Here is a 23,169-nt window from a genome sequence, read left to right as displayed (position 1 = left end):
TGAGGAAGCAGGAGAAGCAAGGGGAAAATAATTAATACCCAATGCCCAATGCCCCATTCCCCATTCCCGATATTCAATTTTTTTGAGAAATTTCCTGATGACAACCGCAACTTCTTATCCCAATGCCCCTGATTTAGCAACCGATGATTATATTGTCATCGGCTTGGCAACCTGCTTCGTCAAAGAAGATGGAGAAGTTTATCAAATCGAAGTTATAGAACCAATACCTTCTGCGGCTTTAGAAGCGCTGTTAAAGGGCATTCCTACCTCCTATAAGCTGGCTCATGCCACAACTTTGGGATCTGTGCTGGATGGCGATTCACCACTGCTCCCAGATGGCTTTCCAGAGTCGGCTCAGTTTGGAGAGGAATTTGTGCCACGGGCATTTGCAGCAGCTCGTACCTACAAGCGTCGTGAATCTGCAAAATCTTTAATTCCCTTAGGTACAAACTACGCTGATTTTAAGTATTCCATTGAGCGTAAGCGGGTATTAAACGCCGCTAGAGTTGTCACCAAAGAAGACAACGTTAAACAGCATTCTCACACTCACAAAGTTCTTTAAGTAATTATGGTAAAACTTTACGGCGGCGTTCGGAGTCGAGCGTCAATTGTCCACTGGTATTTAGAAGAATTAGGAATTCCCTACGAATTCATCAAGCTTGATATGCAGGCGGGTGAACATCTCAAGCCTGAATATTTGGCAATTAACCCATTTGGTAAAGTTCCAGCTATTGTGGATGGGGATTTTCAGCTTTGGGAATCTGGGGCAAGTTTGCTGTATCTTACCGATAAGTACAGTAAAACTCCACTTTCACTAGAGGAACGCGCTGTATTTTCCCAATGGGTGTTGTTTGCCAATGCTACCCTTGCTCCAGGGATTTTTGTAGAAGCAACTCGGGAGCGCGAAATGCCCCGCTTGTTGACTCCATTAAATGAAATTTTCAGTAATCAACCTTTTTTACTTGGCAATGAGTTCACTGTTGTTGATGTGGCAGTGGGGTCTATTCTGAATTATATTCCTACGATACTGAAGCTAGACCTCAGCCCCTATCCAGCCGTGTTGAACTATATCAAGCAATTATCTGAGCGTCCGGCATTTCAAAGAAGTATTGGCGGACGGGCTTAAAATAATTCGTAATGACGCTTTTGCCTCGCTAACGCTGCACTAACGTAATTCGTAATTGAATTTTTAACTACGAATTACGAATTTTTTAACGATAATTTGTAAATTGCAAGGCAACTGGGTAGTCTTCTTGTTTTAGTCGCTGCATGACAACTTGCAAGTCATCTTTAGATTTGGCAGAAACCCGCACAGCATCACCTTGGATTGAAGCTTGTACCTTTTTGAATTCGTCCCGAATCAATTTGGAAATTTGTTTGGCGATTTCCTGGCTGATGCCTTTTTTGAGTTTGATTTCTTGACGCACGCGATTACCACTGGCTGATTCAACCTTGCCAAAATCAAAGATTTTCTGTGAGAGGTTACGCTTGGCGGCTTTTTCTCGCAGAATGGTGTGTACAGAATCTAAGGTAAATTCGCTGTCAGTGCTAACGTTAATACTTTCTTCGACTAACTCGACAGTAGTTTCAGTGTCTTTGAGGTCGTAACGACCTTTGATATCTCGGATAACTTGATCGACAGCGTTAACCAACTCTTGTCGGTCAAAGTCGCTCACAATGTCAAAGGAAAAAGTAGAAGCCATAAAACATTTTAGATTTTAGATTTTGGATTTTGGATTGGGTAAAGTTTTCCCCAGTCCCCATTACCCCTTATCCCCAGAGGGGCCGCACCTTCCCCACTCCCCAGTCCCCAATTAACTAGTAGCTTGGATGATGCTCAAAAAGATGAGAGTGGCAGAGCTAGAGATGCCAATGACAAACATCAGCGATCGCAAAAGGGGTATATTCAAAATATAAAAAATTGAGTATAGCAAACGGGCCACCACAAAGGCGATCGCAGCCACTTGGGCTGTAAAAGAATTTACACCAGTTACATAAGCCATCAATGCGGCTGCGGCAAATATCATAAAGGCTTCAAAGGTGTTCTGATGTGCCCAAGTAGCCCGTTGGGCATAAGGTGGCAATTTATCAAACAGGGCGCGAGGATTAGAAAGCATTTCAGGCCCAATACTCGCACGGGCATAAGCTACTAGCAAAAATGGCACATAAATGAGAACAGCAGCAGCAGCAATCGAGTACAAAAAAATTATCATTACTTATTAGTCATTGGTAATTAGTCATCAGTCATCAGTCATTAGTCATAAGTCAAATGCAAATGACAAAAGACAAATGACAAATGACTAATCAAAGTAGAAAAGCGTCACCACTTTTCTTTGCTCTTCTGCATCCTGACAAGTTTGTAACAGGGTGCGACTGTCGTGAAACGCAAAGCAGATTAGTTGCTGGCAACGGGAGACAATTTCCTTATTGCACAGGTAACTAGCTTCCGCAAGAGACAGAGTATCATTACTGGGATTTTCGACTAGATGCATTACCTGTTCTAGTTGCTGGCGTGATTCTAAAGGCTGGCGTTCCAGGCTTTGGGGTAGAATCACCGTCAACAAATTTGCATCAGCCCGGGTTGCTCCCTTGATGGCCGCTGAATTTGTCCCTGTAGCACCAGAAGTAATGATTCGATTACCCGATAAAACTAGGGCATAAGTCATCATTTCAATAAGATTCTGATGCGTTATCGGGACGTGGCGAGAACCCAGCAAGGCAATTCTTTTAGAACCTGTTTGCTGGATTGTCGCCAATTCTTGGGCTAATGTATCGAGGTTAATAAGGTCTGTTGATTGGCTCAAAGATGGAGATAATCAGACTAAACGACCCAGATATTTTACCAAACAGCGTGTAGATGCGAAGAAAACTTAAGTTAGACATTGCGACTATTTTTCGATTCTTTGGTTCAGTAACTCCATTACTTGGTTACACCAGGCTAGGCAATGTGTTTCATAACTAATGCCATTTAGGAGAGTTAAATACTGAAATTTGCCTGATTCTGGCAGTTCTTGCGGATTCTGAAAGTAATGCTGTTCTAAGTTATGGTACGTAGACAATTTTTTTTGATGGGCTTTTTGGTGATTTTCTAGCTCTGCCAAGATAATTTCCTTAGGAACAATATTGCCAGCAAAAATTTTAACCAGTAAATCATCTTTAATCGGTGTGGGTTCACAAGGTTGAGCAATCCACTCTTTGAGGTACTGTTCTCCCAAGTCTGTAACGCTGTAGAGCCTTTTATCTGGCCGTCCTGCTTGAAGAATTGACTCAGAACTGATCCAGCCTTGCTCTTCTAGCTTCGCCAACTCCCGATAAATCTGCTGGTGACTTGCTGACCAGAAAAAGCCTACAGAACCATCGAATCGTTTTGCTAAATCATACCCACTACAGGATGCGTCAACCAGAGCCGCTAATATTGCGTGCGCTAATGCCATAATTTTTAATTCACCACTTGACTTATGCAACTAATTGCATAAAGATAGTTATATGCAATTAGTTGCATATTAACTTAAACAACAAGGAGTGAGAGATGTCTCAAGTAATACCAGGAAGATTGACAGCCGAGATTGATGAACCTTTTGTTGTGTTTTTAATTGGGATGCGAATTAATAAATTATTCGCTTTTTCCAAATGGATTCCCACAGTCAGGGCAATGTCACCCATGCTACGAAGCCTAAAGCAGAATCCCGAAAAAGGGTTTTTAGGAGGAGAAGGGTTTATCTATCCGCGAGGGGTAGGACTGATTCAGTATTGGCGATCGTTCGAGGATTTGGAGCGTTTTGCCAGAAATCCAGCCGATGCACATCTAAAAGCTTGGCAAAGGTTTAATCAAGCCGTTGGTGCTGATGGCAGTGTTGGTATTTGGCACGAAACTTATTTAATAGAACCGGGAAGGTATGAGGCAGTTTACGGCAATATGCCCGTCTTTGGATTAGCTGCTGCAACTAAGCACGTCCCAGCTATGGGGCGGAGGGAGACAGCACGCCGGCGCCTGGGAGGTGACGGCGAACCTGCTGTACCCTCACCAGCAATACAGCCTCCTAACTGATAACTGAGCATTAATGCTCTTAATAGTTTGAGTTGATAAATCAGTTGATAAATCTAAGACAATGCCGCTGCGGGAGTTAAACCTAATTTGGAGAACAAGCGGTCAAGGTCAAAATGCTCGGACATCAACTGATGAATATACTGAACCTTAATTGGCTCGTGGACACGGACTTGACCAAAAGTGCGGTCAACAATTCCGACAGTAGTTAGGGTATCTAAGTCAACAGACAAAATGGGTATTTCTAGTTCTTCAGCGCGACTGAGAATGAAAGGTGGGGGTGGTAGTTGCCCGGTGAGAATTAAACATTGGGTAGAAGTTTCTAAAGCCGCTTGCTGAATTTCCACGCGATCGCCTCCTGTCACCACTGCCATATTCCGGCGTTTGCGGAAATATTTCACAGCGGAGTTGACATTCATCGCTCCAATTGCCAGACTTTCTACCAATAAATCCATGCGATCGTTGCGACAGAGAACATCAGCCTTTAACTGTTTGACTAGTTCGCCAACACTCACACTGCGGAGCAAATCGCTGTTTGGCAGCGTTGCTAGCACCGGAATCCCCTGCTGTTCCAAAAATGGGCGCAAGATAGTGTCAACCGCTTCTAGTTGGGTGACAGGGATATCATTTATCACAACTCCAATCAAGCGATCGCCTACACGCTGTTTTGCAGCCAATAGGGACTCAACCGAAAGCAACGATTTATAGCGGGTTACTAACAGCACAGCAGCATCCAATACTTCAGCCATTTGAAGTAAAGACAAGTCAAACAAATTGCCTTCGGACAAATCACCAGGCCCTTCCAATAAAACCAAATCTCCTTGAGATTTATGTAAATATTGTTGTATTAGGGACTGCTGATAATTGGTTTTGTCTTCCCCTCGCAAGCGCTTTTGCACATTTGGTTCATCCAAAGCCAGCATTGTAGGTGCAACGCGGTTTTCCGGCAAATTGAGGCTAAGAGCTATGAACTGGACATCTTCTTCAATTACGGTTCCACTAGACGAATTAAAACACGTACCGAGCGGTTTACCGTAGGTAATATCCAGACCTTTTTGCTGTAGCTGATGAGACAAACCCAGAACAGTTGCAGATTTACCGCTGTAAGTCTCGGTCGATCCAATCAGCAAATATTTAGGGGATTTTGGCACACATGCACTCCTAATTTCAAAAGTCAGAAGAACCCAGCTAGGTGTTTCCTAATTCTAGTTCCTTCTGGCAAAAGCCTCTCGCTCTCACTAATTAAGGTTTCCCAGAATTACCTTTTGATTGAACAAGCAGGAGTGGGTAATGGGGAGTAGTAGTCTGTCAATAAATAATTTATGGATAAATTCCCTGTAGAGACGGCGATAAATCGCGTCTCCTAACTTGAAAGGCGCTGTAATTTTAAGCCACAAGTTGTAAAGAGCGCACTCGCGGCATAATTTCTTGGGCAAAGCGTGTCATTTCCGAGGCAAAGGGATTGAATTGCAGCATGAAAGTCTCGATTCCAGCATCAACAAAATCTGCAACTCGTGTAGCCACAGTGTCGTAACTACCAACTAGACCGGCTGCTGTGCCACCATTGCCGCCAACAGCAGGATTTTTGGCGAAGAGTTGAAACATTACGGCTTCTGGATCAACTCCTTTAGCAACACTTAATTTCAAGTGTTCTTCTTGCTTCTGGAGTGCCAGAAGTCGCTCAAGTTCTGCTTGGGCTTCGGCATCGGTGGGACGAGCAATTACAAAGGCCGACAGACCAAAGCGCACTGGTTTGGGTAAGGTTCTCGGTCTACTTAAAACTTGTTTAATTACCTTGCGGACATCCTCAATGGGTTGACCGTTGATAAAGTAAATATCTCCCTGTTCTGCAACTAGTATTTGCGCCGGATCAGATGCTCCGCCAAGGTAGATAGGAGGATGGGGTTGGGCAATGGGAGTGGGTTGAAAACTTAAATCCTCTATTTTGAAGTATTGGCCTTGGAAGTTAACCCTCTCGCCACTCCACAGGGACTTAACAACCCGCAGCCACTCACCCGAATAGCGGTAACGCTCATCGTGGGGCGGGAAGGGAATATTAGTCCGTTCCATCTCTGGGCGGAACCAAGCACTGATTAAATTTATGGCAAAACGTCCATTACTAATAGCATCAATGCCCAGTGCCATTTTCGCCAAAACTGCCGGATGGAATAGCAGAGGCTTAATGGCGGCGATAATCTCAATTCGTTCTGTGGCTTCAGCCAAGGCCGCAGATGCCGTCCAGGTTTCTAGCTGCTCCAGTTCCAGACTGCGGGGGTTAGCGATGTGCTGTGCTACCAAAGTGCTGGCATATCCCAAACGCTCTGCTTCTAAAATAAGCGATCGCGTGCGCTCATAACTTGCATCCACAGGTTCTTCCGGTGTGTTGAGAGGGCCAAAATTACCTCCAACAGGTGCCCAAATCCCATAACGTGGTTCTGTCATAATTACCTCCTAGTAAAATAAACAAGTTAGTTACAAATTCCGATCTAACTATGAACTAGTTCTGGAAGTTTAAATCCCAATTACGAATTATTTAATTGAGTCCTAAAGAATCCTTTAAAGTCTTGCCTGTATATTCTTTGCGGAATAATCCCCGTTTTTGTAATTCTGGTATCACTAAATCGACAAACTCATCAAAAGAACCAGGAAGATAAGCAGGTGAAATCACAAAACCATCCCCAGCCTCTTCACGAAATAGGGCTTCTAGTTTGTCAGCAATTTGAATGGGAGTCCCAACCAGTTGAGGTACAGCTAGACTTCTGCCATAAATTTTGCCTAACTCTTTCAGAGTTATAGTTTTATCTAAACTCAGTCTTTGAAGCACAGATAACAGTTTTTGATAATCTTGAGCTTCAATTTTTTCCACAGATTCATCTAAAGAATATTGCGATAAATCAATATTTAAATGATTCGACATAGTTAATAAACCAGCCATCGGATGCACTAATTCATTGTGAAAAACTTGCTTTTCTTTAGCAATAGTTTCTGTCTCACCAACAAAAGGCATCACCGCAGGTAGAATTTTACAATTATCTGGGTTACGCCCATATTTAGCCATCCGGGTTTTAATATCTTGGTAGTAAGATTTCATGAGTGTGGGATTGGGACTAATTTCAAAAATCAATTCCGCCCATTTGGCAGCAAACTCTCTACCTTTATTAGAAGCACCGGCTTGAATAATCACCGGACGACCTTGGGGAGAGCGAGGCACTGTCAACGGCCCCCGTGACTTTAACCATTTCCCCACATGATGGACATAATTAACCTTTGAGGGGTCAGCAAAGATGCCGTTTTCTTTATCTAGAACTAATGCCCCTTCTTCCCAGCTACCCCAAAGTTTGGAGGCAACTTCGAGAAATTCATCGGCGCGATCGTAGCGGAGATCGTGTTCTAGATGCTCATCGAAGCCAAAATTCCCTGCTTCGCTAGCCCTACTCGATGTCACCACATTCCAAGCAGCCCGCCCTCGGCTAATGTGGTCGAGGGTGGCAAATCCCCGCGCCAGATCGTAGGGGTGATAGTAAGTAGTAGAACGGGTAATACCAATACCAATATGCTTGGTAACAACTGCCATCGCAGTTGCCAGCACTAGTGGATCTAGCCTGAGTGCCCCTTGAGCGCCATATTTCAGACTCTCGACAAAACTACCACCGTATGTATCGGGCATCGTTAAAGAGTCAGCGAAAAACACCAAATCAAACTTGCCACGTTCCAGAACACGGGCAATATTCTGATAATATTCAGGTTCGAGAAAGCCTAGCTCAGTTCTGGGGTGACGCCAAACGGCATGAGAGTGAACAACTTGTGAAGCAAGTAAGAAACCTGCTAGATGTATTTGTCTCATCTTGAAAGCTCCTGTCTTTTTTCCAACGTTTTTCTGACATAACTGGCTTCACCCTTGTGCTGGTAGCTCTAAGATATAAATGAGACTCAATAGGTGAGCTTTGGCATTAATTAACCTATTAAAACTACAGTAATTTGATAGACTAACCGTAGTTTATGACTGAGTACGAACATCTCACAGATAGCGAGAAAAAGCAAGATGCGGCAATGAAAATTACGCATAATTAAGGCGGAAAACTTCTCTTCGGCAAGATCGAGTTTTGAAAAACTGTAATTTTTAGCGAGGAAAATCTCAATGATTATCGATCCCTCCCAGAACGACCCACGAAATACCTATCAATTACTTGTTGGTTCAGTGGTTCCTCGACCGATCGCTTGGGTGTCAACGATCGCCAGCGATGGTACGCCTAATGTCGCGCCTTTCAGTTTTTTTATGGGCGTGACAGCTAACCCACCGACTCTAGCCATTTCCACAGGTTTGCGACACGGTGTTAAAAAAGATACTTTATTGAATGTAGAGCAGTCGGGTGAACTGGTAGTCAACATAGTTGTTGAAGAATTGGGGGAACAGATGAACGCCACATCTGGCGACTTTCCGCCAGATGTAGACGAATTTCAAGTAGCGGGACTAACTCCTGCTCCCTCAAAACTGGTGCGTCCGCCACGAGTTGCGGAATCACCCATTAATATTGAGTGTGTACTGAAGCAAGTAGTTTATGTAGGGAATGAAGGTAGTCAATCGGGATTAATTATTGCTGAGGCGGTGCTGTGGCATGTTCGGGATGATTTACTGACACCACAAAATACAATCGATGCCGCAAAATTGCATGCGATCGGTCGTCTGTCTGGAAACTGGTACACCCGCACCCAGGATTTGTATGAAATTACTCGCCCAACTTAAAAAGTAATCAAGTGGCATTGGAGGCTTTGCCAAAGCCAACATCCTGATATATGTTGGGTTGCGCTCTGCTCCACCCAACCTACGTCTAATACGCTATTTTAAGATTGCCATGCCATGACAGTAATTTTCTTTTTACTTTATAAATTGTCTATCAGCACTTTCTTCAAAAGCCCAATACCTGCATTGATTTTTCAAGTACTTCTTTGGGTCGAAATGGTTTAGTCAGATATAAATCTGCACCAACTTCAATTCCTTTTTGTTTATCAAATTCCTGTCCTTTAGCTGTCAATATCACAATGTAGACATCAGTCATTTGCAGGTCGTGTTTAACAATATGACAGACTTGTAGCCCGTTCATTTTAGGCATCATCACATCAAGAAAAACTAGATTTGGTTTTTCAGCTTTAATAGTTTCGAGAGCTTCTTCTCCATTTCTAGCAGTGAGAAGTTCAACACCCTCGTCTTCTAATGCTTCTAGAGCTTGTTCCATCAAAATCAAGATATTGGGTTCATCGTCAACAATTAGAATTTTCTGGGTCATAAGGATTGGGGACTGGGGATTGGGGACTGGGAATTGGGGACTTGCACTGAGCTTTCGCGTAGCGTCTCGTAGAAAAGCCGTTAGCGCAGCCTCCCCAAGAGTTGTATTGGGGACTGGGGATTAGGAATTGGGGATTAGGAATTGAGGATTAGATTATATAGTAAGGTTCCACTAAATTTTTCCAGTCCCCAGTCCCAAATCCCAAATCCCAGCCATTACTGTTCAGACAGCATAATAAAAAATACATTTTCCAAATCCTTCTCAAACCGTAGAGTTTTTACCAAATCGGCTTCTTGAGAAAAGATAGAATCGATGATAATCATATCAGGTTTGGCTGATAGGGCTTTATTGATGCATTCTTGCGGATTGGAGGCTTCAATTACGCTGTATCCCTGAGCTTGTAATACATCTGATAGGATTTTTAAAGCTGATGCATTTTTATCTACAACTAATACCTTTTTACTAGAAGTACCTTGGTAAAGCAATGAGCCAATTTCGTTGAGGAGTTTCGCTGTGTCAATGGGTTTAGTGAGATAGCGATCGATGCCAATGTGATAGCCCCGTTCTTTGTTTTCAATAATTGACAGAATAATGATTGGAATGTCTGCGGTCTGGGGATCATTTTTGAGAACAGCTGCCACGTCAAAGCCGTTGATTTGGGGCATCATTACGTCCAAGAGAATCAGATCGGGACGGGCTGTTTTGATTTGATGAATTGCATCCACGCCGTCCTTTCCTTCCCGGACATTGTAGCCTTCGTTTTCCAGTTGTTGACGAAGCAGTTCCCGAATGTTAGCGTCGTCATCCACAACTAAAATGGTTTTACGGTTTTCGTTCAGCACAGTTTTTGTGGTGATGACGTGTTCTTTGAGTTGTTTGACTAGCGTATCCAGATTCAGATTAGCAGTGGTTTTTTGATCGCTGGCGTAGGTAGGAATAATGAACGAGAATGTACTGCCATGACCTGATTCACTCTCAACCCAGATTCTACCGCCGTGATGATCGACGATTTGTTTACAGATGGGCAATCCTAAACCAGTACCTTTAGGTTTATCGGTGAGGGTATCGCCAACTTGGCGGAATTTCTCGAACACTTTCGGCTGATCATCAGGTGCAATACCAATACCTGTATCGATGACGCTGATACAAACACCATCATTTCCTTGTTTGACGCGGCAGGTGACACAACCAGATTCGGTAAACTTAACGGCATTGGAAATCAGGTTGATTAAAACTTGCAGTAGACGGTTGCGATCGCCTAATATCTGAGGCAGTCCAGGTTCAATCTCGCACACCAACTGCAAGCCATTGGTTTGAAATAACGAGGCTGTGGAATTGGTGGCCCAATCGACTAATTCACTCGGATCAATGGGCTGCATCTGCCATTCCACTTTACCTGCTTCCATCTTAGCGATGTCCAGAACGTCGTTAATTAAAGACGTAAGCCGTTCTGCTTCCGACACAATAATATTGAGATTGTCACCCACCCGCTTGATGGTTTTCTGAAGCTTGCGGTCTTCAGTCGGAAGTATTGGGAACACATCGGTTTCTAGCTTTTCTTTAATGATCGACGCAAAACCCAGAACGGAAGTCAGTGGTGTCCGCAGTTCGTGGGAAACCGTGGAGATGAAGTCAGTCTTCATCTTGTCAATCTCCTTTTCTGCTGTCACATCCCGAATCAGCAGCGCCGAACCGAAGCAGATAGCGGGTTCTCGATCTGTCGTCTTTTTGAAAACGGCGGTTGCTACTGCCTGACCAATGCGTTCCTTCGTCAGTTCAACTTCGGCAGAGAACGCCTCTTTGGGATGAGACTGAGTTTGTGCAACTAGTTCTGCTAAACCAGATATCGGCAGTTCTCGGTAGTGACAGTTGAGGTCACTAGCTGTCAATTCATACATGGCTAAAAAGGCAGGATTGAAGTGAGTAATTTGTCCTGCCATGTCTGCCACTAACAAACCATCCGCTAAGTTATCTAGAATGGCATTTAATCCCTGTGTTTCTGCTAAGGTATTTTGCAGGGCAGCCGTCCGCTCTAAAACTCTGGTTTCTAGTTCTTGATTCAGTTGCCGTAGAGCGACTTCTGCTTGTTTACGAGCAGTAATATCGGTATTAATTTCCAGTGTGGCGCAGCGTTGACCGGATGCATCCAGTTGCATTGTCCAGCGACTCTGGACAATAATATATTTACCGTCGCGGGTGAGGTGTTGCAGTTCTCCTTCCCAAGTGCCCTGCTGTAAACACTCTATTTGGATTTCCTTTAGCGGTTTTGGAAAGATTGTGTGTAGGAGGTTGTGAGTGATGTCTTGGTTTTGCACTTCTTCACACTTCCAGCCGTAGAGCCGTTCTGCCCCCTGACTCCAGTAAGTGATTTTGTCGGTGGAGTCGCGTACAATGACGGCATCGCTGGAATGATTTAACATATTCATCAACCGTTGATTTTCCGCTTCTGCTAGCTTGCGATCCTGAATATCGGTGCAGGTGCCAATCCACTCCCGAACGCTGCCATCTTCTTCGAGAACGGGGGCACCCCAGACCCAAAAGTAGCGATAGTTGCCATCTCTACCACGAATTCGGTATTCAATTTGATACATCCTCTGGTTTGCCACCGCAGCACTCCAGACTTCTCCGGTATAGGCGCGATCGTTAGGATGAACGGCATCAATCCAGCCACCATTTTCCGCTTCAGCCAGACTTTGACCTGTATAAGCTATCCAGTTTGCCAGTTCAAAACAAATTCCTTCTGGTGTGCTTACCCAAACAATTTGTGCGGTAGCTGTCACCAGAGAGCGGTATCGAGCTTCACTTTGTTTCAGAATTTGTTCAGTATGTTGGCGTTCTTGCTGGGCGTGTCGAAGGTCGCTGATGTCCTCCACACTACACCAAATTAGTTGCTCTCCATTTTTCTCAATCGTCAGTCCAGAGATTCTCACCGGAACCAGATGCCCGTCTTTGTGGATTAACTCCTTTTCATAGGGGCCGTAGCGACCAGTTTTTTCTAGGTTCTCTGGGCTAAGTCGGTCAACAGCGGTATAGCTTTCAGGGTTAATCTGGCGATCATCGCACAGATTCAGAGTTTCTGGAACAGTGCGCCCTAAAATGGCAGCATAGGCAGAATTAATGTTAATTAGCGTTCCATCTGTTCGGCATAGTACTAGCCCAATAGGACATTGTTCAAATAGCTGACTGTTATATTCATCAAATTGCTTAAACATAGTTAAGGTTTATTTAGTGATGTATTTGGGTAGGGTTAGAACTACAAAACCAAGACAACAAAGTGGCGTAAAGCTTTAACGAAATTGGGTGGCGTTGAAACATCTGGTAAATTTCATCGGGTGATGTACCTTCCACATTTGGATTGTGCTGTGATAGTCGCTGGATCAGTTGAGTATGGCGGATCAACAAATCTGTCGGTTTCAGTATTGGAGTTGTTGATGAAATGAAGCCGTCGGTATCAGCAGTGGGGGATAATTTCGTTGTGGGAGTTGGTGAGGCAGAGGTGCTATTCTGTTCTTCAGTAGCGTCTGACAACAGACAATTTATCGGAATCTGAATCCAAAATTCTGTCCCTTCATCCGGTTTAGAACGACACTTGAGCATTCCCCCATGTCTGTCTACAACAATTTGATAGCTGATTGCCATGCCTAACCCAGTTCCCTTACCAATCTCTTTCGTGGTGAAGAAGGGATCGTAAATGCGGCGAATTACTTCCTCTTTCATGCCTGGGCCGTTATCGGCAATGCGAATTACAACCCACTCTTTGTCTAAGGCTTTGGTACGAATAGTGATTTGGGGATTGGGGAAGGTGGGGCCCCCTCTGGGGATAAGGGGTAATGGGGACTGGAAACTACTTTTGACTTCCAAATTTTCCATGCTTTCTTCCAAAGCATCAATGGCATTTGCCAAGATGTTCATAAACACCTGATTCAATTGTCCGGGATAGCATTCAATGAACGGAAGTTTTGCATAGTCTTTAATAATTTCAATTGCCGGACGACGAACATCTGCTTTCAGGCGATGGTGGAGAATCATTAGTGTTCCGTCAATGCCATCGTGGATGTTGACGGCTTTCATTTCGGCTTCGTCATGGCGGGAGAAGTTTTTTAGGGATTGGACAATTTCGACGATGCGACTTGTGCCCAGTTTCATTGAATCTAGGAGTTTGGGGAGATCCTGCATGATAAATTCCAGGTCTATATTGTCTAACTCTGATTCCAGTTCTGGAGGAGCAACAGGTAGGAATTTCTGATACTTTGCCAACAGGTGTAACAAGTCTTGAGCATATTCGGCAACATACTTTAAATTGCCGTAAATAAAGTTAACCGGGTTGTTGATTTCGTGGGCAACTCCAGCAATAAGTTGCCCTAAACTGGACATTTTTTCGCTTTGGATTAACTGAGTTTGGGCTAATTGCAACTCATGAAGAGCTTGCTGAAGTTTCTGTGTTTGGGCTTTTGCCTGGAGGGCTGCTTGAGTGCTTTGCTCGTAAAGCACAGCTTTGTCAATAGCGATCGCTGTTTGAGAGGCAAAAATACTCACAAGTTTCAGGTGTTCTGCCTTGTAGGAGTCGGTTTTTTGGGTGCCAATGGCGATCGCTCCCAGTACCCGCTCTTTGGCTCGCAACGGGACACAAATCATGGCACTAACGTTTTTTTGCCCATCTAATCGCGGATCGGCTTGCACATCATTGACCAGTTCTGCCCGGTTAGATTGCACAATATTGCCAATAATTCCTTTCCCTGGTTCCGGCTGACTGTGGTCAAAAAACACTCCAAATTCGGCAATGATTTCAAAGGCAGTTGCATCTGGACTCAGTAGCAAAATCATCCCCGCAGATGATTCAATCAATTGACTCAATTCCTGAAGCACGAGTTGGCCAATTTGTCGCGTATCTAAACTTGTTGCGAGTTGAGTCGAGATATCGTCAAATAAATCAATTTCTTGGTATCGCTCCAGCAATTCTTTGGCAAGTACTTTCTTCTCAGCTTCCTGCTTTGCTAAAAATGAGAGCAAAGTCGCAAGTAGAGTTGCCTGTTCTCCCCCAACAACCCAACCAATGATTTCTCCTGACACCTCGATTGGATATCGGTTTTCGGCAGTTTGCTCCCCAATGCTAATTAGTTTCGTGCCGTCTACCAATTCAATATCAATGGCAATGTTGAACTGGTAGACCAAGTTATGCAGGAGAGATGGCAACTCTTTTTTGTTAAGAATCTTTCTGAGGCTAACTGCGGGCATGAAACACCTCATCAAGAGCAGGTTGCAAATTTTCGCTAATCAAGGAAACTGGGTGATTAATTTTATCAACAAAGGCAGGAGGCAGACGACTCACTACCGCTGCGCCATCCTGTCTCCTGCCTTCTTCACCGTAGCTATCTGTACCCCTTCCCTGCGGGACGCTCCGCGAACGGATAACCAAACTAGGCCCAGCATCTCCAGAAAAGAGAGGAATTGTCATAAAAATCTAGGAATATAATAATTTACTAATTAAGACTAGTTTTCCCAAAAACATTAGCGATATAACAGCGAAGTTGAGCGGTAGCAAATACCTTTAAACTCACTGTCAGAGGCATTCTTGCGCCCTTGTCACTCGCTTACTGTTTGATAAAATCTCGAAAATCTATAAATAAATGTTTTATAATTAGAGAAAAGCATAGACTTTAATCTATGGTTAATTAATATCTCTTGTTGCTACTACTTGGAAATTGGGAATTAGCTTTTTTGAGTATGTAGGTAAGCCGATTTGTGAGAGTGAAATAATCTCATTTAGCGTAAAAAAAGAAGCTGCGATCGCAGCTTCTTTTTTTACATTTAAAAAGTATTTAGATAAGCAAGAGTTTCAGTTAAATCCGAGAGTCGCGAAAACGAAGTCTGAGCAATCGCAGCCAGCGTAGCCACATTTGTGCAGGTTGTTCAAAAAAGGTGAAAATATCACCGAAACCTAAGTTAGTTTTGTGATGATGTAACCAGTGCCTCTCAGGAGTAGTAATAAATAGAATTTGGCATAAAATATTTATCGGCTTTGAAGTTTGCCAACCCAATACACTTATGTGTCTCCACCATACATGAAACTGACCAAACAGTAATCCAGAAATCACGCCAATGGGAGATAAAGACCACAAGACTACTGCTATGAGTACATAAGGCAAAGCTCCCAAGATACCATCTAAAAGAACCTGGGGATTAAAAGTTAAAATAGCGTAGTGACGGAAGTCCTTCTTCCAGGAGTGGTGCGTTTTTAAATGAAGGCTACCAAAAACATGCTCGGGTACGTGGTAAAAAAATGTAGATAGAAAATCGCCAAAAAACAGTAATAACCAAGCAACAGCGATAGCCTCAAGCATTTGTACTCCTCAAGAATAGTTGAGAAAACTCCACAAAAAATATGCAAATGTCATCCTATGGGCGTAGACACCTAGTTTTCTGCTATGCAAGCATCATCTGTGCTTCTTATATGTCTACGCTCCAGTTAATTTGGCTCAGAGTATATGTAATTGGAGTTGCAGTTTCATGAATCTGCAATCCTTAATGCATTCAACAGTAACTCGTAAAAACCTCCAATTTGATTGCTAGCTTTGGGTTAATGGCAGCAATACATCTAATATCCGATAGGAATATAGTGTTTTACCATAGTTACTACACAATCTTCTTACCTAAGGCATACAGCCTAAGCAAAGGTTTAGTTAAAATTAGTACAAATTTAGGTTAAGGCTTTCTTCAAAATTGTTAATTCTAGATTGATTGCAATTAAGCTTTAACTATGAATCTAATCAGAATGATATAACTAGGTATTATGTCAATATAATCTGAGCTATTAAGGTGAGTAAAACGCGTTTAAAATTATATTTGTAGGTGTCAAATTTTAGATTGCATATATTTAATTAAATAGTATAAAGATTGATATTTATTTAATAATATTTACCTCTAAAACTACAATTAAAATGATAAAATTATATTATAAAATACAGATATTTTTAGAAATTATATTTTTTGCCAAGCGCATTTAAATTCCCTTACCCTTGTTGTGAACATCGGCGACTTTGTGATTGTGAACAAACAAGTAAACCAGCAACGGATGTGATTCCAGCTTTGGCACTGACGAAATAAAAGCACATTTGTGAGCCTTACAGTTTGGTTCATTCTCAAGATATAAGCATGAGAATTTGGTTGAATTGTAGGTGTTAAATTAAGAGGTGGTAATTTTTTGTGATGATTGAGAGGTACGTAAAAATTTAGTGAAGTGTGCTGCGATCGCCGTCAACGATCGCAGCACGCCGAAAACAAGATGATATGATAACTATGATTGAGTTGCACAGTGAGGAGTGAAGAACTTTTCAGACAAGGCTGTGAAAATTCAGGGCAAGGCTTGAATTAGTTCCCGAATCACATCTATTGCTGATTTACCTGTTTGTTCACAATACTTTTCAAGATTTTGGGCTTCATCTGATGCCAAGTTCAAGGTAATTCGCTTCAGCGCCCTTTTTTTATTAGAGGTTGCCAAATGGGGAAATTTAAGTGCAGTAGCTTTATTCATTAGATTGATAGGCTAGATATATACAAACTTTCCTTACCAAGATTGCCAATTACAAACTCTCTTTACCAGTGAAAATCGAGATTTTGATATTGAACTTAAGCTTTACGCCTCAAACATATTACTTAAAATCAAGGGTATAAATAGGTACTGTTACACGTATTAAATGAGGCAGGACGCAGAAGGAGTAAATCACTTATAGGATTTACCCCCTACTGAGAAAGCTATCACTGAAACAGCACACTCATGTCTGAGAGCAACTGTATGCGGTATGGAAAAACAAAGGGATATTTACTTCGAGATGCGTAGGGTATATTTAATGCGTCCTTACTTTAATCCCATAGATAAATCTATGGGGTTACTTTAAGCCGAGGCACTCCTGAACTCATATCTATAGCAACCTATTAGATTAGATAATTCCTTTTAATTAAAGGTGATTAGGCGAACAGTGAGTTAATACATGACTTTAAAAAATTGGAGACGTAAGCGTGGCGTTGCACTTACTACTAAGGGGTTACAAAAAATTAAGGAGGCAAAGCATCAGTCAGAAGCAAAAGAAAATTTTGGAAACAGGTACACTCTAGAAGATATCAGTGTACGCTCTGGATTATATTCCGCTACCATCTCGAAAGTATTGAATCGGGAAGGAGGAGTTGATAAACAGACTATTGAAAAGCTGTTTTCAGCTTTTCAATTAAAAATAGATAAAAGTGACTATTTAAGCTCAAATACTCGTCTAGATTGGGGAGAAGCCATATTTAACTCAGTTTTTTATGGACGTAGAGAAGAACTTACTACGTTAGAAGAGTGGATTCTCAATGAACAGTGTCAATTGGTCGCACTCTTGGGAATAGGAGGCATGGGGAAAACGGCATTGTCTGTAAAGCTTGCTCAACAGATTCAGGACAACTTTGAGTATGTGATTTGGCGATCGCTACGAGAAGCTCCACCTGTTAAAATTATTCTAGGTAATCTAATCCAATTTCTATCTGACGAGCAGGAAACAGAAGGTAATTTACCAGAAAGCTTTAGCGATCGCGTATCACGAATACTCTATTATCTACAAAATCATCGCTGTTTAGTGATCCTTGATAATGCAGAGTCAATTCTCCGCAGTGGTAGCCGCGCCGGACTTTACCCTGAAGGATATGAGGAATATGGTGAGCTTTTAAGACGCGTAGGAGAAGCAACTCATCAAAGCTGCTTAATGCTCACTAGTCGTGAAAAACCTAAAGAAGTAGCATTGCTAGAAGGACAAGCACTACCTGTTCGCTCACTACTACTGAGTGGCTTAAAGGTAGCAGAAGGACAAGAAATCTTAAAACTCAAAGGGCTATCGGCAGCAGAGGATGAATGGAAAGTCATAATTGAACGTTATGCAGGCAATCCATTAGCCCTAAAGATAGTTGCTACAACCATTAAAGATATCTTTGATGGTAATATGACAGACTTTTTGCAGCAAGAGACGGCTGTTTTTGGCGAAATTCGCGATATTTTAGAGCAGCAATTTGAGCGTTTGTCAGATTTAGAAAAGGACATAATGTACTGGCTAGCGATTAATCGAGAGTCAATTACACTGTCAGAATTGCGAGAGGACATTATATCACCAATACCCCAGGCTAAATTACTAGAGGCTGTAGAATCTTTAGGAAGGCGATCGCTAATCGAGAAGACTACGCCTATACTCACAGAAAAAACTGGATCGCTTTTTACGCTCCAGCCTGTGGTTATGGAGTATGTTACTAATCGCTTGATAGAAGAACTATATGGAGAGATTGTCACTCAGAATATTGATTTATTCAGGCGTCATGCTCTGATGAAGGCAACAGGTAAAGACTATGTTAAAGATACTCAAGTTCGTCTCATAATCAAACCAGTTATAAATGGGCTGATTACTGCTTTAAGAAGCAAAAGAAATATCGAAAATCACTTAACTCAAATTTTAATAAATTTAAGAGAAACATCGCCACTAGAACCAGGGTATACAGGGGGCAATATTTTCAATCTGCTTTGTCAGATGCAGACCGATCTAAGTAACTATGATTTTTCTAATTTAACTGTTTTACAAGCAGACATGCGGAATATAAATTTGCACAACGTAAATTTTGCACACGCAAATTTAGCTAAGTCTGTTTTTGTAGAAACCTTCGGTGGTGTTTTTTCAGTAACCTTTAGCCCTAGTGGAAAGCTTTTAGCTACGGGTGATACCAATGGAGAAATTCGCTTGTATGATGTTGTCGATGGTCAACAACTTCTCACTTGTGAAGGTCATACTGGTTGGGTTTGGTCGGTTGCTTTTAGTCACGATGGTCAAATTCTTGCCAGTGGTAGCAACGACCAAACAGTGAAGCTATGGGATACCAGCACTGGTCAATGTCTTAAAACTTTGCAGGGTCATAATGCTGGAGTTAAATCGGTCGCCTTTAGTGCGGATAGTAGAATATTAGTCAGTGGCAGTGAAGACCAAACAATAAAGCTATGGGATATCAACATTCAAAGCTGCCTGCGGACGCTGCAAGGTCATACTGGTGGAATTCAGTCAGTCGCCTTTAGCGTAGATAGTCAGTTGCTTGCTTCTAGCAGTGAAGACCAAACGATAAAGGTTTGGGATGTTAGCACTGGACAATGCCTGCAAACATTGCAAGAACACACGCGTCAGGTATATTCAATTGCTTTCAGTCCTAATAGTCACATTATAATCAGTGGTTGTCATGACCAAACTATAAAAGTGTGGGATGTTAGCACTGGCAAATGTCTTCAAACCTTGCAAGAACACACGAATTTAATAAACTCAGTTGCCTTTAGCTCAGATGGTCAAATATTTGCTAGTGGCAGTGACGATCGCACAATAAAGCTGTGGGATATTAGCAGTGGTAAATGCCTTAAAACTCTACGGGGACATAGTAATCGGATATGGTCAGTAAGCTTTAGTCCAGATGGTAATATTCTTGCTAGTAGCAGTGATGACCACACAGTTAAGCTATGGGATATTAACAGTGGTCGTTGCATTAAAACTTTACAGGGTTATAACAATGGCGTGTGGTCAGTCGCTTTCAATCTGGACGGTAAGATTCTTGTTAGTGGCAGTAATGACCAAACAGTGAAGCTCTGGGATACTACTACTGGTCAGTGTATCAAAACTCTGCGAGGACATAGTAATCGGGTTACATCAGTTGCATTTAATCCTGATAATCATATTATTGCAAGTGGCAGTGAGGATCAAACTGTAAGATTATGGGATGCGATCGCTGGTAAATGTCTCAAAATTTTGCAAGAGCATAGTAACAGAATTACATCAGTTGCCTTCAGTCCCGATGGCCATATTCTTGCAAGTGGCAGTGATGACCAAACTGTGAAGTTGTGGGATGTCGGCACTGGTCAATGCCTCAAAACTCTCCAGGGTCATAGTGGTAGAATATGGTCTATTTCCTTTAGTTCTAACAGTGGTGTTCTAGCTAGTGGTTGTCATGACCAAACAATAAAGCTGTGGGATGTCAACACTGGTCAATGCTTCAAAACTTTTGAGGGTCATACTGACTGGGTTTGGGCAGTTGCTTTCGGTCTAAATGGTCGCATAGTTGCTAGTGGTAGTGGAGACCAAACGATCAAGCTGTGGGATGTTAGCACAGGTGAATGTCTTAAAACTTTACAAGGACATACCAACTGCATATACTCAGTTGCCTTTAGTCCAGATGGGGAAATGCTTGCTAGTAGCAGTGGCGATCAAACAGTAAAGCTGTGGGATGTCAGCACAGGTGAATGCCTTAGAACTTTACAAGGACATACTAGGTGGGTCTGGTCAGTTGTTTCTAGTTACAATGGTCAAATTGTAGCCAGTTGTAGTGAAGATGAGACTATTAAGCTTTGGGATATCAAAACAGCTAAATGCTTGCAAACTCTCAAAAGCGAAAGTCCCTATGAGGGCATGAATATTACTGGTATATTCGGTTTGACTGAAGCTCAGAAATCTACGCTAAAAATTTTAGGAGCTATTGAATTATGAATAAAAATGAAGTAGCAGTCTGAAATGGTGTTTTCTAAATTGCTATCTATATCTTATTGACGAAATTGCACTTAAAGTACCTAATGCCAATAACCCCAATAGAACAGAAGGTTCAGGTACAGACGATTTATTTAGTACTGAAAATGCTAAGTCTCCAATTAGCTTATGAGTAGTTGTTGTTGGATGAATTTGATCCCAGAATAAAAATTTATCTGGAGTACAGGTAACTGGCTGTGTGGAAATATTTATAGGTATCACTGACAAATCTCCAACACAAGAGTCAATCACATTCGTGAATCCGAATTCTGCTGGATGGGCAATGATTCTATTGAATAGAGAATTAACATCAAGAGGAATAATATTTATATCGGGGCTGAGTTGCTGGTTCAAAAAGTTAAGATTGTTGGCCAAGCCGGAGTTATGGGCAGATGTAAAAGTGCTAAATAAGCTGGAAATTTGAGTATTGCCACCTGTAACTGGAAACCTGTCTAGGCTTGGTAAATTAACTACCATAATATCTCTAGCACCCACATCAGCTAGCGATTTTACTGCCTCTGATATATTTGTGATCGCCTGGGTAGGGTTGGGAACTGTACCGAAAAAGTAATTAATATAATCATTAGTACCAGCCCAAATAATGTAAAGGGCATTTGGGTTGGCAAATTGATTTGCTGACGTAAAGCTGTTGATCTGTTGTTGTAATCCAGGTAAACTAGCTAGTCCAATGTTTTGATCTCCCGTAGTCGCGCCACCAAAAGCAAAGTTAGTTTTGGGATTGTAACTTAACCCTAAATCAGATGCGAGATATTCTACCCAGACTGGGCCGTTGGAAAAACGTCCATTAAAGTAGGTGGGACTTGGGGGAATAGCTCCATTCGTGGCATTAAAGACATTACCTGTATCAGAGAAGCTGTCCCCGAAGACATAAATATCACTATAATTTTGTGCCGAGACTTTAAACGGAAATAAGATAGATAAAAAAATTCCTGTTGCTAAAATTTGTTTTTTCATTTTTATCTTTTAAAGATGCTTTCTAGGCTTTAATACAATACAGTTCAGATAACCCCAAAACACTTGTCTTGACGACGATTCATCGCGTCTAAAAAACCCAAACTTTTTGCCAGTAGCCCTTAACCCAAGCGTATTGGGCTTTAATAGAGAATTTTAACAAGAAAGAAAGCTCTTATTTTTAGCAGCTTCTACTGTCGAGTCATTTTTATTCAGGGGATCAGAACCCAGCGCTACATTTCCCCAGCGCATCACATTTGCAGAGGCAACACCTACTGCCCCAGAACCATAAATGAGAACCAGATCGTTTTCACGAATCTTGCCCAACTGTGCAGCATGATACAAGTTGGCCACAGTGAGTACTGGGCCAATATTTGCGTATTGAGGGTAAAGGTTGATTGTACGCTTTGGGTCAATACCCAGTATGTGCGTGCAGAAGCTTGCTATCCAAGCCGTAGGTGTATTAAAAAGAAAAAAGTCTATTTGTTCGAGGGTTACACCAGCAGCAGCAACAGCACCCTCACAACATTGACGAAGAAACTCTGCTGCCGTTTGACCTAAAGCTTTTGCGCCCTTACCCGTTTGCATACGGATTTGCGGATTTTTTTGCTCGTCTTGTGTGAGTTCAGCAAAGAGAACTTCACACAATGCACCAGTATGAACGGTCTTTGTGCCAAGGATACCCTGATTAGGCTCTAGTGAACCAACAACAAAAGCCCCAGCACCATCACTAGTAAACCACCGGAATGTATCATCATCGTCAAAAAAGCGGGAGTACGTACAGGAAATCACTACTAGCACATTGCGATATTCTCCTGCTTTTACCAAAGCACAGGCAGTTTGAAGAGCAACCGGAGTACTTCCACAAGTTGCATCAATATTCCAGGCAGCGCCCTGAAAACCTAGTTGGCGGGCAAGGAAAGCGGCATTGCCAAATCCAATTTGTTCCGGCCACACTGAGGCAACAATTATAAGTTCAACGTCTTCAAGAGAAAGCTTTGCCGCATTGAGGGCATCGATCGCAGCCCGATACTCTAGTGTCAGGGAAGATTCACCAGATCCAAGTACCCATCGCTCAGTAGTACCGCGAAAGGGATCTGACAGGTAAGGTAACATCTCCCGATCAAACTCGTTACTGGGGGTATCAGTGAGCGAAAAGAATCTTGCAAAGCTTTTTTGTTCAGCTAAAGCAACTAGCTCAGGGTATTTTTCTATGTAATAGTCATTTGTGCGTTTGATACTGGGAAGACTCAAAGCAAGTGAGCGAATACCTACTGAAGAATAAATCATATATGATTAG

The 23,169-nt window shown here is 42.3% G+C and carries 20 protein-coding genes; 5 read left to right on the top strand and 15 right to left on the bottom strand.

Going from position 1 to position 23,169, the window contains the following annotated elements:
* Nucleotides 1-97 precede the first annotated feature (97 nt).
* Nucleotides 98-562: a hypothetical protein gene (locus tag HWQ39_RS26210; protein ID WP_292851692.1), complete on the top strand. Its 465-nt coding sequence runs from the start codon at nt 98-100 to the stop codon at nt 560-562.
* Between the two features lie 6 nt (nt 563-568).
* Complete coding sequence (locus tag HWQ39_RS26205; RefSeq protein WP_292851689.1) at nt 569-1,126, top strand: glutathione S-transferase family protein; 558 nt, start codon at nt 569-571, stop codon at nt 1,124-1,126.
* 85 nt (nt 1,127-1,211) lie between these two features.
* Here the strand turns inward: HWQ39_RS26205 and HWQ39_RS26200 are convergent, their stop codons facing one another.
* The 4 genes from HWQ39_RS26200 to HWQ39_RS26185 form a co-directional block, all read right to left on the bottom strand.
* Nucleotides 1,212-1,703: a YajQ family cyclic di-GMP-binding protein gene (locus tag HWQ39_RS26200; protein WP_012411046.1), complete on the bottom strand. Its 492-nt coding sequence runs from the start codon at nt 1,701-1,703 to the stop codon at nt 1,212-1,214.
* 111 nt (nt 1,704-1,814) lie between these two features.
* Nucleotides 1,815-2,213: an MAPEG family protein gene (locus tag HWQ39_RS26195; protein WP_292851686.1), complete on the bottom strand. Its 399-nt coding sequence runs from the start codon at nt 2,211-2,213 to the stop codon at nt 1,815-1,817.
* Nucleotides 2,214-2,300: 87 nt separating this feature from the next.
* Entirely contained in the window at nt 2,301-2,804 is a 504-nt protein-coding gene (locus HWQ39_RS26190; protein WP_100902618.1) for a DNA recombination-mediator protein A, read from the bottom strand.
* Between the two features lie 84 nt (nt 2,805-2,888).
* Entirely contained in the window at nt 2,889-3,434 is a 546-nt protein-coding gene (locus HWQ39_RS26185) for a PadR family transcriptional regulator (protein WP_292851683.1), read from the bottom strand.
* A 95-nt stretch (nt 3,435-3,529) separates the two neighbouring features.
* Between HWQ39_RS26185 and HWQ39_RS26180 the strand changes: the two genes are divergently transcribed.
* Nucleotides 3,530-4,048: a DUF4188 domain-containing protein gene (locus tag HWQ39_RS26180; RefSeq protein WP_292851680.1), complete on the top strand. Its 519-nt coding sequence runs from the start codon at nt 3,530-3,532 to the stop codon at nt 4,046-4,048.
* Between the two features lie 53 nt (nt 4,049-4,101).
* On the opposite strand, the gene HWQ39_RS26175 is transcribed toward HWQ39_RS26180, so the two are convergent.
* The 3 genes from HWQ39_RS26175 to HWQ39_RS26165 all read right to left on the bottom strand — a co-directional run bounded on the left by HWQ39_RS26175 (nt 4,102) and on the right by HWQ39_RS26165 (nt 7,889).
* Nucleotides 4,102-5,196, bottom strand: a complete 1,095-nt coding sequence (locus HWQ39_RS26175; RefSeq protein ID WP_292851677.1) for a phosphotransacetylase family protein — start codon at nt 5,194-5,196, stop codon at nt 4,102-4,104.
* Between the two features lie 235 nt (nt 5,197-5,431).
* Nucleotides 5,432-6,487, bottom strand: a complete 1,056-nt coding sequence (locus HWQ39_RS26170; protein WP_292851674.1) for an LLM class flavin-dependent oxidoreductase — start codon at nt 6,485-6,487, stop codon at nt 5,432-5,434.
* 91 nt (nt 6,488-6,578) lie between these two features.
* Nucleotides 6,579-7,889, bottom strand: coding sequence for an LLM class flavin-dependent oxidoreductase (locus HWQ39_RS26165; RefSeq protein ID WP_292851671.1), 1,311 nt, complete (start codon nt 7,887-7,889; stop codon nt 6,579-6,581).
* Nucleotides 7,890-8,183: 294 nt separating this feature from the next.
* Between HWQ39_RS26165 and HWQ39_RS26160 the strand changes: the two genes are divergently transcribed.
* The gene (locus HWQ39_RS26160; protein ID WP_292851668.1) at nt 8,184-8,789 is read left to right on the top strand and encodes a flavin reductase family protein; all 606 of its coding nucleotides are present in this window, start codon (nt 8,184-8,186) and stop codon (nt 8,787-8,789) included.
* Nucleotides 8,790-8,952: 163 nt separating this feature from the next.
* Here HWQ39_RS26160 and HWQ39_RS26155 read toward each other — a convergent pair whose 3' ends face one another.
* The 6 genes from HWQ39_RS26155 to HWQ39_RS26130 all read right to left on the bottom strand — a co-directional run bounded on the left by HWQ39_RS26155 (nt 8,953) and on the right by HWQ39_RS26130 (nt 16,861).
* The gene (locus tag HWQ39_RS26155) at nt 8,953-9,330 is read right to left on the bottom strand and encodes a response regulator (RefSeq protein ID WP_094332837.1); all 378 of its coding nucleotides are present in this window, start codon (nt 9,328-9,330) and stop codon (nt 8,953-8,955) included.
* A 215-nt stretch (nt 9,331-9,545) separates the two neighbouring features.
* The gene (locus tag HWQ39_RS26150) at nt 9,546-12,542 is read right to left on the bottom strand and encodes a PAS domain S-box protein (protein WP_292851664.1); all 2,997 of its coding nucleotides are present in this window, start codon (nt 12,540-12,542) and stop codon (nt 9,546-9,548) included.
* A 13-nt stretch (nt 12,543-12,555) separates the two neighbouring features.
* On the bottom strand, nt 12,556-14,565 hold the full coding sequence (locus HWQ39_RS26145; RefSeq protein WP_292851661.1) for an ATP-binding protein: 2,010 nt from the start codon (nt 14,563-14,565) through the stop codon (nt 12,556-12,558).
* Nucleotides 14,552-14,785, bottom strand: coding sequence for a hypothetical protein (locus HWQ39_RS26140; protein ID WP_292851658.1), 234 nt, complete (start codon nt 14,783-14,785; stop codon nt 14,552-14,554). The genes HWQ39_RS26145 and HWQ39_RS26140 overlap by 14 nt, the downstream gene beginning before the upstream one ends.
* Nucleotides 14,786-15,170: 385 nt before the next feature.
* The gene (locus HWQ39_RS26135) at nt 15,171-15,671 is read right to left on the bottom strand and encodes a fatty acid hydroxylase (protein ID WP_292851655.1); all 501 of its coding nucleotides are present in this window, start codon (nt 15,669-15,671) and stop codon (nt 15,171-15,173) included.
* Nucleotides 15,672-16,681: 1,010 nt separating this feature from the next.
* On the bottom strand, nt 16,682-16,861 hold the full coding sequence (locus HWQ39_RS26130) for a CopG family transcriptional regulator (RefSeq protein ID WP_292851652.1): 180 nt from the start codon (nt 16,859-16,861) through the stop codon (nt 16,682-16,684).
* Nucleotides 16,862-17,318: 457 nt separating this feature from the next.
* Between HWQ39_RS26130 and HWQ39_RS26125 the strand changes: the two genes are divergently transcribed.
* On the top strand, nt 17,319-20,861 hold the full coding sequence (locus HWQ39_RS26125; protein WP_292851649.1) for an NB-ARC domain-containing protein: 3,543 nt from the start codon (nt 17,319-17,321) through the stop codon (nt 20,859-20,861).
* Nucleotides 20,862-20,903: 42 nt separating this feature from the next.
* Here HWQ39_RS26125 and HWQ39_RS26120 read toward each other — a convergent pair whose 3' ends face one another.
* Nucleotides 20,904-21,872 (bottom strand): SGNH/GDSL hydrolase family protein, encoded by a 969-nt coding sequence (locus HWQ39_RS26120; RefSeq protein WP_292851646.1) that lies wholly within the window; start codon nt 21,870-21,872, stop codon nt 20,904-20,906.
* Between the two features lie 153 nt (nt 21,873-22,025).
* A complete protein-coding gene (locus HWQ39_RS26115) occupies nt 22,026-23,159 on the bottom strand; it encodes a 3-oxoacyl-[acyl-carrier-protein] synthase III C-terminal domain-containing protein (protein WP_292851643.1) in 1,134 nt (377 codons plus the stop codon).
* Nucleotides 23,160-23,169: the final 10 nt, after the last annotated feature.

This window comes from Nostoc sp. NMS8 (assembly GCF_017115045.1).
Classification (GTDB): domain Bacteria; phylum Cyanobacteriota; class Cyanobacteriia; order Cyanobacteriales; family Nostocaceae; genus Nostoc.
Note: the sequence above shows the minus strand (reverse complement) of the source record. Positions and strands in the feature narration are given on the sequence as shown.

Excerpts from the sequence above, each read along its gene's own strand:
- HWQ39_RS26185 (WP_292851683.1), bottom strand. The coding sequence starts at position 3,434 with ATGGCATTAGCGCACGCAATATTAGCGGCTCTGGTTGACGCATCCTGT.
- HWQ39_RS26140 (WP_292851658.1), bottom strand. The coding sequence starts at position 14,785 with ATGACAATTCCTCTCTTTTCTGGAGATGCTGGGCCTAGTTTGGTTATC.
- HWQ39_RS26180 (WP_292851680.1), top strand. The coding sequence starts at position 3,530 with ATGTCTCAAGTAATACCAGGAAGATTGACAGCCGAGATTGATGAACCT.
- HWQ39_RS26160 (WP_292851668.1), top strand. The coding sequence starts at position 8,184 with ATGATTATCGATCCCTCCCAGAACGACCCACGAAATACCTATCAATTA.
- HWQ39_RS26165 (WP_292851671.1), bottom strand. The coding sequence starts at position 7,889 with ATGAGACAAATACATCTAGCAGGTTTCTTACTTGCTTCACAAGTTGTT.
- HWQ39_RS26155 (WP_094332837.1), bottom strand. The coding sequence starts at position 9,330 with ATGACCCAGAAAATTCTAATTGTTGACGATGAACCCAATATCTTGATT.
- HWQ39_RS26125 (WP_292851649.1), top strand. The coding sequence starts at position 17,319 with ATGACTTTAAAAAATTGGAGACGTAAGCGTGGCGTTGCACTTACTACT.
- HWQ39_RS26195 (WP_292851686.1), bottom strand. The coding sequence starts at position 2,213 with ATGATAATTTTTTTGTACTCGATTGCTGCTGCTGCTGTTCTCATTTAT.
- HWQ39_RS26150 (WP_292851664.1), bottom strand. The coding sequence starts at position 12,542 with ATGTTTAAGCAATTTGATGAATATAACAGTCAGCTATTTGAACAATGT.
- HWQ39_RS26135 (WP_292851655.1), bottom strand. The coding sequence starts at position 15,671 with ATGCTTGAGGCTATCGCTGTTGCTTGGTTATTACTGTTTTTTGGCGAT.
- HWQ39_RS26120 (WP_292851646.1), bottom strand. The coding sequence starts at position 21,872 with ATGAAAAAACAAATTTTAGCAACAGGAATTTTTTTATCTATCTTATTT.
- HWQ39_RS26200 (WP_012411046.1), bottom strand. The coding sequence starts at position 1,703 with ATGGCTTCTACTTTTTCCTTTGACATTGTGAGCGACTTTGACCGACAA.
- HWQ39_RS26115 (WP_292851643.1), bottom strand. The coding sequence starts at position 23,159 with ATGATTTATTCTTCAGTAGGTATTCGCTCACTTGCTTTGAGTCTTCCC.
- HWQ39_RS26170 (WP_292851674.1), bottom strand. The coding sequence starts at position 6,487 with ATGACAGAACCACGTTATGGGATTTGGGCACCTGTTGGAGGTAATTTT.
- HWQ39_RS26145 (WP_292851661.1), bottom strand. The coding sequence starts at position 14,565 with ATGCCCGCAGTTAGCCTCAGAAAGATTCTTAACAAAAAAGAGTTGCCA.
- HWQ39_RS26130 (WP_292851652.1), bottom strand. The coding sequence starts at position 16,861 with ATGAATAAAGCTACTGCACTTAAATTTCCCCATTTGGCAACCTCTAAT.
- HWQ39_RS26205 (WP_292851689.1), top strand. The coding sequence starts at position 569 with ATGGTAAAACTTTACGGCGGCGTTCGGAGTCGAGCGTCAATTGTCCAC.
- HWQ39_RS26210 (WP_292851692.1), top strand. The coding sequence starts at position 98 with ATGACAACCGCAACTTCTTATCCCAATGCCCCTGATTTAGCAACCGAT.